This is a genomic window from Okeanomitos corallinicola TIOX110 (assembly GCF_038050375.1).
Taxonomy (GTDB): domain Bacteria; phylum Cyanobacteriota; class Cyanobacteriia; order Cyanobacteriales; family Nostocaceae; genus Okeanomitos; species Okeanomitos corallinicola.
Window position 1 is genome coordinate 3,726,056 of the sequence record NZ_CP150886.1, and the last position, 15,080, is coordinate 3,741,135.

Consider the following 15,080-nt stretch of genomic DNA (forward strand, 5'->3'; position numbering starts at 1 on the left):
TATTACCAATACTAATTCTTAATTCCAATTATTAGAGACTCAAACCTGATTTGATTACTAATTAAAAATTAGTGATTATTCAGTAATTGATTTTTGATGTTTTTAATGTTACTTTAGTTTCCAACTAATTGTTAAAATTTCTTGTATTTGGGTTAAGGGTAGGTTTTTGAGCTTGTTCCCAACTCTCAAACACTGTATGAAACCCACTAACAATCATAGAAGCGCCAAATGTCAATAGAGAAATATACGTAATAATCCTGATTTTAAGTTCTATTTGCTGATTTCGCTTAACTAAGTGTTCATTTTCTGAGTTTTTCATAAATAAATGTGTGCTGCGGTAAATAACAATAAACAGCGGCTCGCCCCTGATAATATGAGGATACCCACAAACTGGAGCAAAGTATCAATGTCTAAGCTTTAATTCAATTAAACTGATGCAAATATTGGTAAGTATATTTGTTTTTCTTATAACTATTTTGATCAAGTAAACTGTGGCAATGGACTGTGTTTTGGTATTTCAGCAATCATCGGATCAATCAATAGTTGCGATTGTCTTGCAAATATCATCATCAGTGAATACAGCACTTCCGGCTGTTATGAGGTACAGTAGCAGCAACTAGCAAACCAGTTTCTTAAATGTTGAGGATTTATTAAGTCGAGTGCAACTGAGATTAGCTTATCAACCATTTCTGTTGTGGTTGGAGTAAAGCTACGTAAGAAAGATTTGAGTTGTGACCACCATAATTCAATTGGATTAAAATCAGGAGAGTATGAGGATAAACAAAGAACTGAAGCACCAACAGCTTCAATCATTGACACAATTGAATCTCGTTTATGTGCGGATAAATTATCCATTACTACTACTGCTCCCGACCATAACTGTGGCACTAAAAACTTTTCAACAAATACTTCAAAAGCGTTGCCATCCATTGAATCATTCATTGTCATTAATGCAACTACTTTTTTAATACTAATAGCTCCAATTACTGTAACCTTTGAGCCTCGATAAAAGGGTTTGACAGAGTAAGCTCTTGCTCCTAGTTGTGAGCGGGCATGAGTCCTCGTTAAGCCAAGTAGGATACCAGTTTCGTCCAGAAATACTAAATTTTCTGGCTCTATATTTTTGACCTGATCCCAATAATCTAATCTTAAATTCAGAACTCTTTCTGTTCCTGCTTGGGTACTCCGCGTTGTTTTTTTTTTACGATTTAATCCTAATTTCTGTAATGCAGAACACATTGCACTTCGACCTACCCAATTACCAGTTTTATCTGCAAATAATTCACACAATTCTATCAATGTTGCATCCGAATTTGCTTCAACCAATTCTCTTAAATCTATGTCCGCATTTGTCAGATGACTAAATTGTGGTTTTCCTCGCTTCTTGGGTTGTAAATCTCCATCAATTTTTTGTTGTTTTACCAGCTTTTGTACTAAACTTTTTGACACAGAAAATATATTAGCTACTTTCCTGATTGATATGTTTTTTTGAATATGCGCAGCAACTATTTTTTCTCGAAGATCCACAGAGTATGATTTCATTTAAAAGCATTTGTATTTTAATCTAGTGTACCTCATTACAGCCGGAAGTGCTGTAACCTCAAAAATAGTCATGGAACTGGGAAGAAATATTGCTCATTTTTTGATTTTTATGCTATTGTTAGTTACTGAATGAAAATTCAAATACTAAAACTGACTTTCCTGTAGTTTTTGTGGTAGGGATTACCGAACATATATAAGTTCACCACTAACTGACAAGGGTAAAATATGGTAAACTAAGAAAGTTAAGACTAGCTTTACCAACTATAAAGACCTACGCACCAGTAATAATTACCAGCCGGAAAGCAGTTTTAATCAAGCATTTACTCAAATAAAATCTGAACTACATACATATTTATGACTCAACAAGTGATTCACCCCATGGTGAAATTGCAACGTAATATGCAATCACTCGTAGAATCCGACATTATTAAGACTACGGATAGCATCTGGAAAATTGCCTTACTCTATGGCGATGATTGGCAGCATTGGAAACGGGAACTACTAGATTTTGGTTTTAGTATGCAAGACCCCATTGGCGATTTATTAGCGGTAGAAACTTGGGACGAAGATTAGAAATAATGGGAAGTGGGAAGATGGATCACTCTATTAACCATTTCCCATTTTCGATTACTACTTTTCAAGGCACTTTTCCAGGCATTGAATAATGACTCAAGCCTGATCAAAAACCTGGTAAATAACTTTTGAAGAGTTTATTCAAGGGAAACCAGAGTATGGTTTTTATGAATTTCATGATGGGGAAACGCAATGAACAGATAGTTGCCCCTATTTTTCCAGAATTAAAATTCACTGCTGATCAGATTCTGTTAGCTAGGGACAGACATTAAAGCCTTAGCTAATTCCTTAGCAGTTTGAAAGCGATCCCGTGGTAAGGGTTCGGTAACACGTTCAATAACTTCCCGTAGTTGGGGAGTAATGGTAGGTACATTTTTTAGTTCAAAACAAAAACCTTTTCCCCTTTGACGGAGAAATTTTAAAGGATTTTCCCCAGTTAATAAAAATATTACTGTCGGACCGATTGCATATAAATCTGATTGTGTTAGGGGTTGTCCTCTTTCTTGTTCAGGAGCGCAATAACCCTCTGCACCTATTCTAGTTCCTGGTGCTGTCCCTGTTTCTTTTACCGCACCAAAATCTAAAACTACAACCTGGTTATTAGCATTTCTCACCATTAAATTAGCTGGTTTAATATCTCTGTGAATTAGTGGTTGTTCTTGATTGTGTAGGTAATCTAAAATATCACAGGTTTGAATCATCCAAGCGATCGCCTGATGGGGTGTAACTGGTCCAGTTTGATGTATCCTTTTCTCTAAATCCTGACCGTGAATTAACTCCATAGCCAAGTATTTTTTACCATCCTCTACAAAGAAATCATAATACTGAGGAATTCCCGGATCATCAAGAGATTTTAGGGTATTGGCTTCTCTTTCAAATAATTCCCGTGCTTTGGCAATTTTTGCCATGTCGGCATTCATTTGCTTGAGAACTAACAGTTGCGGTACTCCTGTACTCTCACCCGTGGCATCCCAAGCTAAATAAGTAGTACCCATACCACCCTGTCCTATAGTGCGTAGGATTTGATAGTGACGAATGCGCTTGAGGACAGTAATAGGTTGGCCGCAGTGAATACAGAAAATATTGTTAGGTGAGTTACCTTCATGTTGACAACGAGAAGAAGAAACCTGTTCAGTTTCCTGGGGTGCGGGTGTCCAAGGAGAAACTGTTGGTTCTGGAAGATCCTGAATTTGAAATTTGAGTATGGGACCACCTTGTGCCAATTGCAGCAAGGAGTTATCAGAAATTGTACTTTTACTAATCAGAGTACCGTTCAGAAAAGTACCGTTTGTACCTTGGCTGATAACCTGCCAAGCATCACCATTATTCCCATTTGTTAGCTGCTTGAGTTCCAGATGATACCGAGAAACTAAACTGTCATTTAAAACCACGTGATTATCAACCGCGCGGCCGATGCGAATCACGGTAGACATTTCAAAACACCACTGTTTTACGGGTGTTTTATAATGCTGGTCTAATAAGGTCAGAGTAACCACGAGAAAGCCTAATAATTAAGAGTTTATTGCCAACTTTGCTGATCAGGAGAAACCTTGAGTCGAATTAGTATACCTGTAATGTTATCGTGGCCGTTTTGTTCGTTTGCTAAATCAATCAAATCACTTAGACCTAATTCCAGATTTGAACTAGAACTTAGTAAAGGTGCTAAATGAGTTTGGTAATTATTTTCTACTACATCATTATCTGATAAACCGTCCGACGCTAACAACAATACAGTATCTTCTCGAATCTCGAAAAAATCTACATCTGGATGGACGAAGTTTACATCCCTTGGCCCTAGTGCTTGGGTGAGTTGGTAGGCATCTGGGCGGGAATAAGCAATACTTGGTTCTACACCTTTGGAAATTTCCCGTTGACCAACTTCGTGATCTACAGTCATTTGTTGTAGTCCGCCTTTGCGTGTAAAGCGATAAAGACGACTATCTCCTACATGAGTGACAGCTAATTTGGTATTTTGTACCAGTAACATTACCAAAGTAGTACCCATGCGTCCAACACCAGAACGCAGTCCTTGCTGGTTAAGATCATAAATAGCTTGGTTGGCTAGAAAAACCCCGCTTTTGATGGTGTCTGCTGTGGGTAGTTCCTCATCAGTCCAGTTTGCTTGAAAGTATTGTCTGAGGGTATTTACAGCTAGTTCGCTGGCGACTTCTCCCCCTGCATGACCCCCCATCCCATCACAGAGAATATACAAACCTTTTGCTTGTACATTGCGATTTCTGGGTAGTTCTAATTTCTGCTGGCTGTTTTCAATGCCAAAATAGTCTTCATTGTGATCACGTTGTCTACCAACGTCTGTACGTCCTGCATCTTCTAAACTCCTTAATTTCATTGAGAGGATGATAGTGGGTGCGTCTTCGTTTTTTTCGCTGGTTTCCCAATCGTCATCTTGTAATCGAGTTGGGGAAGAAGTATCTTGCATTTGTGTGGAATTGTTAGTTTGAGCTGCTGGTTGTATTTCTGTGGCAATTTCTTCTAGACGCGATCGCAATTCTTCTAAGGTATTGATTTTACCAACTTCTAAATCACCTAACATCTGCACAATAGAGCCTAGTTCAGTACGTTGAGACTGTTTGCATAGACTGTACCATACTCGCCCTAAATCCTTGATTGTTAAAGGGTTACCTGCATTTTCTGTATCTATGGGCAAATTATCGGTGGATGTTGCTGTATGTAACCTTTTTAAACCCAGGGTTTGGTCTTCATCTAAACAAAGGTTTGATAGATCCAATAAACTATGACGGCAATTCACCTTTCCTAGTATTATCCATAGTTGGATCATTTGATAACACCAGTGTAGCCGCTGTAGTGGATGAGTATTATGATCTTGCCATCCATCTAGTAGCAATTGCCAGTTAGACCGATCTTCAAGTAAAACAAATTGTATATTATCTTGCTGCCAAGCATCGTGTATTTCTGGAATTATTGAGGGTGATTCTCTTTGCAATAATACGTAAGCTTGAGCTAAACTAGGTATGCCAATTACACTTAATGATGGGATCACTAAGTCCTGGGGTTGATTTTCCAGCATGGCTTCAATTGGCGAAATGTGAAAGGGTTGGCAATCTAAAACCCTAACTATGATTTGAGTATTACCAGGGATATTTTCTCGACTAAGTAAGGATTCTAGAAATTGATAGCGTTTTCCTCGGTCTAGAAATGAGCCTACATTTAGTTGTGTAAGGTAATCCTGGGCTGCTGTATTTTGTAATAGTTTTTCGTCTTCAACCTGTGCAGTAGTAGATGTTGTTTGGGTAATTATTGCTAACCAAGTTTTGCCGCTTTCTGTACCACACTCTTGGCAGTATCGAGTGTTAAAAGGAACATCAGCACCACATTTTGAACAGGTTTTGTTAGTTAAGGATGTACCACAACTTTGACAAAACTTGTTATCGTTGGGGTTTTCAAATTTGCAATGAGGGCAAATTAGCATAGTAGAAATTCCTTGACTTTGCTTCTAAGATGCTTCTAGCCACTACAATTCCCAGTGTTACTATTAGCAACTTCTGATGAAGGTGGATAGATAATAGATTGTATATTCATCAGAGAATATGGGTAACAGACAAATTGTAATTGGTAATGGAGAAAAATTATTCTCTCAAACTTTGAAATATGACCAGAAAGCTGTAATTTTTACTCATAAAATACAATAAATACAATAAATCAGTAGTGTGGACTGGATGGAGCAGGAGTTGAGGAAGAAAAACTAATTTTATCCCATACAACCTGACAATGATAGAAGTTAATACACAATGTATGAAATAACTAACGACAGAGGACGCATAGAAGATATGTTTCTGAGTTCTCGTTGATGAAAACTGGCACTCATAAAACTTTAAACCTGTATAACCTGATCAATTCCGGAGTTTTAGATTTTTTTTAAATCTTTGATCTCTGAGGAGGTGAGGGTTCGCCATTCTCCTAAAGGTAAACCGTTTAATTTTAGGTGGGCTATACTTACCCTAATTAAGCGTAGAGTGGGGAAACCTACAGCGGCTGTCATGCGGCGTACTTGACGGTTTTTACCTTCGGTGAGGGTCATTTCTAGCCAAGCTGTGGGGATGTTTTTTCTATATCTAATGGGGGGTTGGCGATCGCTAACGGTGGGTTCTTCTAAAAATAGCTTAACTTGAGCAGGACGAGTCCGATAATCTTTAATTTCTATCCCTGTGCATAATTTATTAATGGCTTCTGTATCAGGAATCCGTTCTACTTGTACCCAGTAGGTGCGTTTATGGCCGAACCGAGGGTTGGCAAGAAGATGTTGCAATTTACCATCGTTGGTTAATAACATTAAGCCTTCGCTATCCCAGTCTAAGCGTCCTACGGGATAGATATCAGGGATGTCAATATATTCTTTGAGGGTAATGTGTTTAGGCGACTCCTGGGTAAATTGGCTTAAAACACCATAGGGTTTATGAAAGATTATATATTTAAAGTTATTGGGCATTGAGTATTTTCGGCTCTTGCATTATTTTTATGGTATAAACTAAAATGACTAAAGTTTAATACCTAGAATTTATATTTATTAAATCCCAGACTCCAATGCCTATAAAGGCCTAGAAGATTTTAAATATATTGAATTGATGGAATTAGTTAACATTTTCGATCCCAAAAAAATTACTCAAGTTCTCTGTTAACAGCTTCAATAGGAATTTTAATAATAAATTCAGAACCTTTTCCTATATGAGATACACAATAAATTTGTCCACAATGTTTTTCTACTATAATTTGATGACTAATTGACAAACCTAAACCCGTTCCTTTACCTACTGGTTTAGTAGTAAAGAAAGGATCAAACAGTCGTGTTTGTACATTTTCTGGTATTCCCATACCATTATCAGATATACGCACTATCACATGATTATCATCACTTACCTCACTATGAATACGAATGATTAAATCTTTTTGCAAAGATGAAGATGATTTATTTTTATCATGATTACAAGTTGATAATTTATAACTTTCTGATAGAGCATCAATAGCATTGGCAATGATATTCATAAATACTTGATTAAGTTGCCCTGCATAACACTCTACTAATGGCAATTTACCATATTCTTTAATTACTTGAACTTCTGGACGATCAGGTCTAGCTTTTAAGTTGTGTTGTAAAATAATTAATGTATTTTCAATGCCTTCATGAATATCTACAAATTTTAAGTGTGCTTGGTCTAGTCTAGAAAAATTACGTAAAGATAAAACAATTTCATTAATTCTCGTAGCACCAACTTTCATGGAAGATAATAATTTCGGTAAGTCTTCCATAATAAATGATATTTCAATTCCTCTCTTCTTGGCTTCTATTGCTACATCATCATAAGACTTTCCTTTTTGACAACATTCAAGAATGTACATTAGGTCTTCTACATAATCAATGGCATAGGTGATGTTACCATAAATAAAATTGATAGGATTATTGATTTCATGGGCAATACCTGCTACCAATTGCCCTAAGGCAATCATTTTCTCATTTTGTAATAATCGAGTGTAGTTTTGTTGCAGATCACGAAAATCTGCCCTGGCCATCCGCACTCGTTCTTTTTCTTTTTTTAGTCTATCAATTGTGAGGATGTGAATTTGAGAATATGCTAATAGTAATTGATGAAAATCTAGTAAACCATATTGGGAAGACTCATCTATGATTACTATTGGTTCATAAACAAGTTTAGGCGATCGCCCCAAAGCCATTTGAGTTGCATCTACAATTGGTGTATCTTCAGATAAAATAGATATCTCAGGTAGCAAAAAATTATATAAATATTCAACAGGCCGACCAGCAAACAAACCCAAACCATAAGGACGACTCATTTGTTCAAAAAATAGCCGTCGGGAAATCATGCCTACACATAGCTTATCTTTAGTTAAGATAATACCTGGCAGCAAGGGATTTTGCTCAAAAATTATAGATAATTCACTTCCTGGGTGATCTAATTCTAGATAAACAGTCCAAACTGGTAATTCTTGCAAAGTTGATCCTGACTTTAGATTCAACTGGTCAGCACTTTTCATGCTATGCACAGCAAGCATCTTAAATAATCCTTAATATTTATGTGAGGTTGACAATCTCTAAAATTGCTATCACCTAATTTCCAAAAATAAGTTATGTCGCTGAGTAAAATCATACTTTTAGCTTTTTAACCGAATTCGTACTAACTCATTTAATTAGGCGATTGCGTACTCAATCCTGCACCCATACTATACTTTCGATGATATACTCATCAAAGTATAGAAAGTATAGATTTATCTCATAATCCTGGGATAAATAGAACCTTATCATCTTTGTATTAAATAAAAGTTAAGAAAAAACCATAATATTTATGGAAATTTATGGAAATTCTGTAAATGCCAAAAATATTTCTGATTTATTTGTTCGGTAATTTTGACAACCAATTACCAATAAATTGTACAACTACAGCTAAAATCAGAAATATAAATAAATAGCGATCGCTAAAATCAGCAATCCATCCTCATAAACACCAAAATATCCACATCACCCCATAATTGCCCAAAATTCGTTCACACTATGGAAGTCCTAGAAATCAAAAGGGAAATCGAAACGTTGTCTAGCCGCCTGGGTAAAACCCAGGACTATCTTTGACCTACCTGCACTCAAAGCCAAAATTCATGACCTGGAACAAATATCAGCCCAGCCAGAATTTTGGGACGACCAAACCCAAGCACAACAAACACTTCAGGAACTCAACGACCTCAAAGCCCACTTAAATCAATATCATCAGTGGCAGACAAATATAGAAGATACAAAAGCAGTCGTTGAACTATTAGAACTAGAAAGCGACGAAGCATTACTGCAAGAGGCAGAAGCTACCATCAGCAAACTCAGCCGCGACCTCGACCAATGGGAACTACAGCAATTACTTTCTGGCACTTACGACAACCAAGGCGCAGTTTTAACCATTAATGCAGGTGCAGGTGGTACAGATGCTCAAGACTGGGCATTTATGCTCATGCGGATGTACACCAGGTGGGCAGAAGATCACGGTTACAAAGTTACATTAGCCGAAGAATCAGAAGGAGACGAAGCGGGTATTAAATCAGCCACCTTAGAAATTACCGGACGTTACGCCTACGGTTACTTACGTTCTGAAACAGGTACTCATCGCCTAGTCAGAATTTCTCCCTTCAACGCCAACGGTAAACGCCAAACCAGTTTTGCCGGGGTGGAAGTAATGCCCCAAATAGACAATAGCGTCAAGTTAGAAATTCCAGAGAAAGATTTAGAAATCACCACCACCCGTTCTGGTGGTAAAGGTGGGCAAAACGTCAACAAAGTAGAAACAGCCGTGCGGATAGTTCACCTGCCCACAGGTTTAGCAGTACGTTGTACCGAAGAACGTTCCCAATTACAAAACAAAGAAAAGGCATTAGCCCGTCTCAAAGCCAAATTATTAGTCATTGCCCAAGAACAAAAGGCTAAAGAAATCGCCGAAATTCGCGGTGATATGGTGGAAGCATCCTGGGGAAACCAAATCCGTAACTACGTTTTTCATCCCTACCAAATGGTGAAAGACCTACGGACAAATACAGAAACAACCGCCATTGGTGATGTCATGGACGGTGATTTAGATGCTTTCATCCAATCCTATCTCCGTCAAGAAAATCAATTAGTAGATAGTTAGATGATTGGTGATTGGTGATTGGTGATTGGGTAAATAAGTACCTGGGCAAAATTAATTGCACATTTGGGAAAACAATAGAAATATCTGTATCTCTATCTCTTGTCTGTCACCTGTCACCTGTCACCTGTCACCTGTCACCTGTCACCTTTCCTAAATATGAAATTTATTTTGCACGACTACTTATAACCAATGCCCAATGCCCCATGGGATGATGTAAAGTTATATGTAGAGATTATTAATGAAATAATTATGAGCAATTCTTCTGAAAACGAACCCAAACCCAGCTATGTCAAACTAGCGATGCGGAACATGGTGAGAAAAGGTGCGACTTCCCTCCAACATTTTGGACTAACTGCGGTAGGATTATTAGCTGTTCTGGTAGGTCTTGCTTACCTAAGTCGCTAACAAAGGAAACTCTGTGCATCCTCAATTAGAATTATTCATCGAAAATTGTTGTCCAGAAATTTCCCCAGAGATACCAACAAATCAGGATAATACTCATTTACCCATATCTAATCAAACCTGGGAAACTTGGTTTAACCAATGGTTAGAAATTCTCATAACTGAACTTCCACCAGCATCGAGTTATGAAATAGGCTTGCGTTTAACCAATGATGCCCAAATTCAAGAACTCAACGCCCAATACCGTCAACAAAATAAACCTACAGACGTTTTAGCCTTTGCCGCTTTAGAAAATGACTTTCCCCAAACTGAGGAAATGTTGGTTTCTCAACCTCTGTACTTAGGTGATATTATTGTTTCTATAGATACAGCCAAACGCCAGTCACAACAACAGCAACATAGTTTAACCACAGAACTAGCCTGGTTAACCGCCCATGGTTTGTTACACGTTTTAGGTTGGGATCACCCAGATGAAGACAGCTTGCAGCAAATGTTAGGGAAACAAGTAACATTACTTGAAGCTGTAGGTATTATTATTGACGTTGAATAGTTATCAAAGATAAGATTTGGACTGAAAGTGACTAGGTTGACAGAACAATTGTCATAAATTCCTTAGAATTTGCCTAAATTTTCATCTAGTCTTTAAAATTGACCAAGATTAAAACCTTAGAATGTTATATGTTAAGCTTTCACCGATCTAAGGTTTCTGAAATTGTCAACTGTGTAACAGTCATGTTTTTTGTCCTAAATCCTAAATGTTGATATAACCAATGTCTCAACACATATCTCCACCACCAACACCCAATCGCTTACCAACACTTGTGTCTAAAGAAAGGGAACTTTCCTGGAAGATAGCTTCCAACTTATTGGTCAGTTTTAAGTATGCTTGGGCTGGAATCACCTATAGTTTTCAAACTCAACGCAACTTTCGTATTCATGTAGCTGTTTCTGCCTTTGCTATTGGATTGAGTCTTTTATTACATCTACGTCCAGTAGAAATATCTATAATAGCTATTACTAGCGGTCTAGTTTTAACCTTAGAATTAGTAAATACAGCAATCGAGTCTTTAGTAGACTTGACAGTCAAGCAAACATATCATGATTTAGCTAAAGTAGCTAAAGACTGTGCAGCAGGGGCAGTGTTAGTATCTGCCCTAGTATCTCTGCTTGTCGCTGCTACACTTTTACTTCCTCCCCTAGTAGCTTTAATCATGACTACTATTTAGAATATATTTGTGATATTTGTAAATGTATATTTTCCAGAAGATTAAAAATTTTGGGAAAGGAAGTTGTATTTTGTTTCCCCTTGATCTAAAAATGCTTAAAGGGAGATACTGGCTTTTAATTTCCATAAATTAGGTAATAATTGTGATTATAGTTATTGATAATTACGACAGCTTTACGTACAACTTAGTACAGTATTTAGGAGAATTAGCATCGGATTTTCCTGTAGCTGCTGAGTTACAAGTTTTTCGTAACGATAAGATTACTGTAGAAGAAATTCGTGCTTTAAAACCTGATGCTGTAGTAATTTCCCCAGGCCCAGGTCGTCCAGAAGATGCGGGAATTTCCTTAGATGTGATTAAAAAATTGGGTGCTAGTTTACCAATTTTAGGTGTTTGCTTAGGCCATCAAAGTATAGGTCAGGTATTCGGTGGTAAAATTGTTTCTGCACCAGAATTGATGCACGGTAAAACCTCCTTGGTATCTCATCAGGGAGTTGGAGTTTTTCAAGGTTTAGAAAATCCTGTTACCGCTACCAGATATCATAGTTTGGTGATTGACCGAGATAGCTGTCCCGAAGTATTAGAAATTACTGCTTGGGTGGAAGATGGCACAATTATGGGAGTAAGACATCGGAACTATCCTCATATTCAGGGAGTCCAATTTCATCCAGAGAGTGTTTTGACTGCTGCGGGTAAGCAGTTACTCAGAAATTTTCTGGAACAATTACAGGTAAGAGAGTGATTCATGAAACGACGAGAGTTATTGGGTTATGCTGGTGCTGGTTTAGCAACTGCTTTAGTTACTAATTTCGGTTCTCACCTTCCAGTTAATGCCCAATCTAATGGTGTATCAATTCAATGGTTGGGTCACACTTGCTTTTTGTTTACTGGTGGGGGGATAAAAATTCTTGTCAATCCTTTTCGAACTCTGGGTTGTACTGCTGGGTATCGTGCGCCTAAAATAGCAGCCGATTTGGTTTTGATTAGTAGTCAACTGTTAGATGAAGGTGCAGTGGAAGGACTACCGGGAAATCCGCAGTTGATTTATCAACCAGGGGTTTATGAGTTTAAGGGTTTGAGATTTCAGGGAATTTCCATAGACCACGACCGTATAGGTGGTAAACGATTTGGTAAAAATACTGCGTGGAAATGGAGCCAAGGCGGGGTAAATATTTTACATTTAGGGGGTGCGGCTGCACCAATTTCTATTGAGCAAAAAATCTTGACTGGCCGCCCTGATGTGGCTTTAGTGCCTGTGGGTGGTAGTGATAAAGCTTACAATGCCCAGGAAGCAAAACAGGCAGTTGAGGTGTTAAATCCTAAGTTGGTTATTCCTACCCATTATCGGACTCAGGCTGCTGACCCAAACAGTTGTGATATTACTCCGGTAGATGATTTTCTGGCGTTGATGCCTGGTGTAAATGTACGCAGAAGTAATGGTGATACGATGGCGGTTAATGCTCAGGGGTTACCGGAAAGTACGGAAATTCAGGTTTTGAGTTATCGGTTTTAAGTAATTTACAACCTAACCTATTGACTTCAATGATAATAAAATAATCAAAGCAAAAAGAGGGTTAAAAGTACAGGGAAAACGGATATAAATTATCTTGACCTTTTGTGAGTCGTAAGACCATTTCTGCCTGAAGATGCGCTAAATTCGGAGGATTCATCAGGACTTACACAACTAAGACGATATTTTAGTTTGTAGTCAGAGTGTGTAAGTCCTAGAGATTAAATTCGCAGTAAACCTTCAGGGTTAACTGTTAAAAGTGTTCTTTGCTGCAACCCTTCACGATGGGAAATTGCATTGGCAGCTAATAAACCACTACTAACAGCCCTTTCCATTAAACCGCAGGGAAAAGGCATTTTTACCCAGTCACCTGCAAATAATAAATTCGTGATGTTTGTATTGGTTTCTGGACGTTCTTTGTAACTATTGGGTGGATATCCAGAAAAGTTATGTTGATTAACTAATTCTCGATGTAGTAATTTAGCTTGTTGTAATTCCGGAACAATATTATAAAGTTCTTGTTCAAAGGTTGTTAATAAAGCCTCTTGGGTGGGAAATTCTTTTTCTTTATAACAATAAGCGTGTAATTCTACTACACTTCCACCTGTACGTTTTGACCATTCAATAAATTGGGTTTGAATGCGGTGATATAGGGTAATACTATCGGTTAGTTTGTAACCAGATAAAGATGTAAAATTACTATGTTCCCATGTAAAATCTTGATCAAACCAGAAGCGACAAACAGCGAAGGGATCAGCAATACTTAATTCTTCAATTTGCGACCGCAATTTTTCATCTACATCTCCAGTCATGCGTTTAAATAATTGTTGAACTCCCGGTACATCAGTAGCTAAAACATAATAATCAGCGGTAATTATTTCTGGAGATGATGATTGTTGATTACTTGCTAACAATTGCAAATTATCATCCTGTTTTTGTACCACTTTAAATTTAGCTAAATCTCTTTGAGCCGGGCCTTTAACTACTTTACCATCTGCTGTAAATACGGCCCCATGACAAGGACAATGGAATTTACCATCTGCGGCTTTTTGTACAGTACAACCCTGATGGGTACAAGTCAGAGAAATAGCTTCTTCACTACCATTTTTGAGGGCATAAACTTCATCCGCAGCCCCAAAATATTCAGTTTTTTGATCTTCTTTTTCATTGACAATTGAATTACGCTGTACCCAAAAAGGCACATCATGATTATTGTCACCTACATAATATTTAATTGCTGATATTTTCCCATTTTCAGCAATAATTTCACTGACATTTGCATCAGTAATGATGTTACCATTTTTGCGAATTGCTTGGGCGATAGGTTCAACTAAACTCGTTCCCATATCATCTTTTGTACCATTAAAAGCCAGTCCTTCGGGATTACCAAAAAAGTAAAAATGAAAGAATTGCATGAGTTCACCCACACTCATTAAATCTGGTGCATTTAAACTAGATTTAGCAAAGGGGAGAAAATATAAATCATATAAACCTTGAGGAAATTCTGTAGATACCCAATCAGCTACCGAGATATGATCAAATCGCTGATAGTTTTTATCTCTTTGAAAACCTGTAATGGCTTGAAAAACTTGTAAATGTTTAACTTTTGTGAGATTTATTCCCCATTTTAAACGGTTGGGGGAAGCCACAGCTAAATCAATGATATTCCAAGGAAAAGCAGAACTACTAGGACGGAAAACCTCTGGTTGATATTGAGAATTGTGGTAAACTACCGAATAATAATTTAAAGATTGAAAATTATCTGTTATTCCTAGTTCAGAAACCACGCTATTTAAGTTGTAATATTGAGGAAAAAAGCCATGAAACCCATGTTCCATTTGGAAATTTTCCCCCGCAGCTTCAATTTGCCAGCTGGCAATTTTACCACCTAACTGTGGAGATTTTTCTAGTAATTTAACTGTAAAACCTCGTTTAACTAATTGGTATGCACAAGCTAAACCAGCTAAACCAGCACCAATTACAGCAACAGTTTTATTAGTATTTAATATTTTGGGTAAATCAAGATTATCTGGTTGAAAAACAGAAGGTTGTGGTTTACTAAAACGAGAATAACCCGTTACTCCAACTATCGTACCCACACCGAATAACTTTAGCAGTGTACGTCGAGAAATGATAGATGATTCTGGTAAATTAGATTGTTGACTCATG

The 15,080-nt window shown here is 37.4% G+C and carries 13 protein-coding genes; 7 read left to right on the forward strand and 6 right to left on the reverse strand.

What is annotated here, in order from left to right:
- Nucleotides 1-594: 594 nt before the first annotated feature.
- Nucleotides 595-1,542, reverse strand: coding sequence for an IS630 family transposase (locus WJM97_RS16265; protein WP_353929831.1), 948 nt, complete (start codon nucleotides 1,540-1,542; stop codon nucleotides 595-597).
- A gap of 354 nt (nucleotides 1,543-1,896) precedes the next feature.
- Here WJM97_RS16265 and WJM97_RS16270 point away from each other — a divergent pair, with 354 nt between their 5' ends.
- On the forward strand, nucleotides 1,897-2,115 hold the full coding sequence (locus WJM97_RS16270) for a DUF4327 family protein (RefSeq protein ID WP_353929832.1): 219 nt from the start codon (nucleotides 1,897-1,899) through the stop codon (nucleotides 2,113-2,115).
- Between the two features lie 251 nt (nucleotides 2,116-2,366).
- Here the strand turns inward: WJM97_RS16270 and WJM97_RS16275 are convergent, their stop codons facing one another.
- The 4 genes from WJM97_RS16275 to WJM97_RS16290 form a co-directional block, all read right to left on the reverse strand.
- Nucleotides 2,367-3,611, reverse strand: coding sequence for an FHA domain-containing serine/threonine-protein kinase (locus WJM97_RS16275; RefSeq protein ID WP_353929833.1), 1,245 nt, complete (start codon nucleotides 3,609-3,611; stop codon nucleotides 2,367-2,369).
- Between the two features lie 23 nt (nucleotides 3,612-3,634).
- Nucleotides 3,635-5,566, reverse strand: a complete 1,932-nt coding sequence (locus WJM97_RS16280; RefSeq protein ID WP_353929834.1) for a serine/threonine phosphatase — start codon at nucleotides 5,564-5,566, stop codon at nucleotides 3,635-3,637.
- Between the two features lie 435 nt (nucleotides 5,567-6,001).
- Entirely contained in the window at nucleotides 6,002-6,583 is a 582-nt protein-coding gene (locus tag WJM97_RS16285) for an rRNA large subunit pseudouridine synthase E (protein ID WP_353929835.1), read from the reverse strand.
- A gap of 170 nt (nucleotides 6,584-6,753) precedes the next feature.
- The gene (locus WJM97_RS16290; protein WP_353929836.1) at nucleotides 6,754-8,163 is read right to left on the reverse strand and encodes an ATP-binding protein; all 1,410 of its coding nucleotides are present in this window, start codon (nucleotides 8,161-8,163) and stop codon (nucleotides 6,754-6,756) included.
- Nucleotides 8,164-8,659: 496 nt separating this feature from the next.
- Between WJM97_RS16290 and prfB the strand changes: the two genes are divergently transcribed.
- The 6 genes from prfB to WJM97_RS16320 all read left to right on the forward strand — a co-directional run bounded on the left by prfB (nucleotide 8,660) and on the right by WJM97_RS16320 (nucleotide 12,914).
- Nucleotides 8,660-9,773, forward strand: a protein-coding gene (gene prfB / locus WJM97_RS16295) for a peptide chain release factor 2 (protein ID WP_353929837.1) whose coding sequence is annotated in 2 segments (ribosomal slippage) — nucleotides 8,660-8,731 and nucleotides 8,733-9,773 — 1,113 coding nt in all. Because the reading frame shifts where the segments join, the coding sequence is not laid out codon by codon here.
- A gap of 249 nt (nucleotides 9,774-10,022) precedes the next feature.
- Nucleotides 10,023-10,178, forward strand: coding sequence for a DUF3285 domain-containing protein (locus WJM97_RS16300; protein ID WP_353933190.1), 156 nt, complete (start codon nucleotides 10,023-10,025; stop codon nucleotides 10,176-10,178).
- Nucleotides 10,179-10,191: 13 nt separating this feature from the next.
- On the forward strand, nucleotides 10,192-10,725 hold the full coding sequence (gene ybeY / locus WJM97_RS16305; protein ID WP_353929838.1) for an rRNA maturation RNase YbeY: 534 nt from the start codon (nucleotides 10,192-10,194) through the stop codon (nucleotides 10,723-10,725).
- Nucleotides 10,726-10,945: 220 nt separating this feature from the next.
- The gene (locus WJM97_RS16310; RefSeq protein ID WP_353929839.1) at nucleotides 10,946-11,401 is read left to right on the forward strand and encodes a diacylglycerol kinase family protein; all 456 of its coding nucleotides are present in this window, start codon (nucleotides 10,946-10,948) and stop codon (nucleotides 11,399-11,401) included.
- A 142-nt stretch (nucleotides 11,402-11,543) separates the two neighbouring features.
- Entirely contained in the window at nucleotides 11,544-12,143 is a 600-nt protein-coding gene (locus WJM97_RS16315; RefSeq protein ID WP_353929840.1) for an aminodeoxychorismate/anthranilate synthase component II, read from the forward strand.
- A 3-nt stretch (nucleotides 12,144-12,146) separates the two neighbouring features.
- On the forward strand, nucleotides 12,147-12,914 hold the full coding sequence (locus WJM97_RS16320; RefSeq protein ID WP_353929841.1) for an MBL fold metallo-hydrolase: 768 nt from the start codon (nucleotides 12,147-12,149) through the stop codon (nucleotides 12,912-12,914).
- 218 nt (nucleotides 12,915-13,132) lie between these two features.
- Here WJM97_RS16320 and WJM97_RS16325 read toward each other — a convergent pair whose 3' ends face one another.
- Nucleotides 13,133-15,079, reverse strand: coding sequence for an FAD-dependent oxidoreductase (locus WJM97_RS16325; RefSeq protein ID WP_353929842.1), 1,947 nt, complete (start codon nucleotides 15,077-15,079; stop codon nucleotides 13,133-13,135).
- Nucleotide 15,080: the final 1 nt, after the last annotated feature.

What these genes read in the sequence shown, in the direction of transcription:
- WJM97_RS16265 (WP_353929831.1), bottom strand. Translation starts at nt 1,542, where the DNA reads ATGAAATCATACTCTGTGGATCTTCGAGAAAAAATAGTTGCTGCGCAT.
- WJM97_RS16270 (WP_353929832.1), top strand. Translation starts at nt 1,897, where the DNA reads ATGACTCAACAAGTGATTCACCCCATGGTGAAATTGCAACGTAATATG.
- WJM97_RS16280 (WP_353929834.1), bottom strand. Translation starts at nt 5,566, where the DNA reads ATGCTAATTTGCCCTCATTGCAAATTTGAAAACCCCAACGATAACAAG.
- WJM97_RS16285 (WP_353929835.1), bottom strand. Translation starts at nt 6,583, where the DNA reads ATGCCCAATAACTTTAAATATATAATCTTTCATAAACCCTATGGTGTT.
- WJM97_RS16290 (WP_353929836.1), bottom strand. Translation starts at nt 8,163, where the DNA reads ATGCTTGCTGTGCATAGCATGAAAAGTGCTGACCAGTTGAATCTAAAG.
- WJM97_RS16300 (WP_353933190.1), top strand. Translation starts at nt 10,023, where the DNA reads ATGAGCAATTCTTCTGAAAACGAACCCAAACCCAGCTATGTCAAACTA.
- WJM97_RS16310 (WP_353929839.1), top strand. Translation starts at nt 10,946, where the DNA reads ATGTCTCAACACATATCTCCACCACCAACACCCAATCGCTTACCAACA.
- WJM97_RS16320 (WP_353929841.1), top strand. Translation starts at nt 12,147, where the DNA reads ATGAAACGACGAGAGTTATTGGGTTATGCTGGTGCTGGTTTAGCAACT.
- WJM97_RS16325 (WP_353929842.1), bottom strand. Translation starts at nt 15,079, where the DNA reads ATGAGTCAACAATCTAATTTACCAGAATCATCTATCATTTCTCGACGT.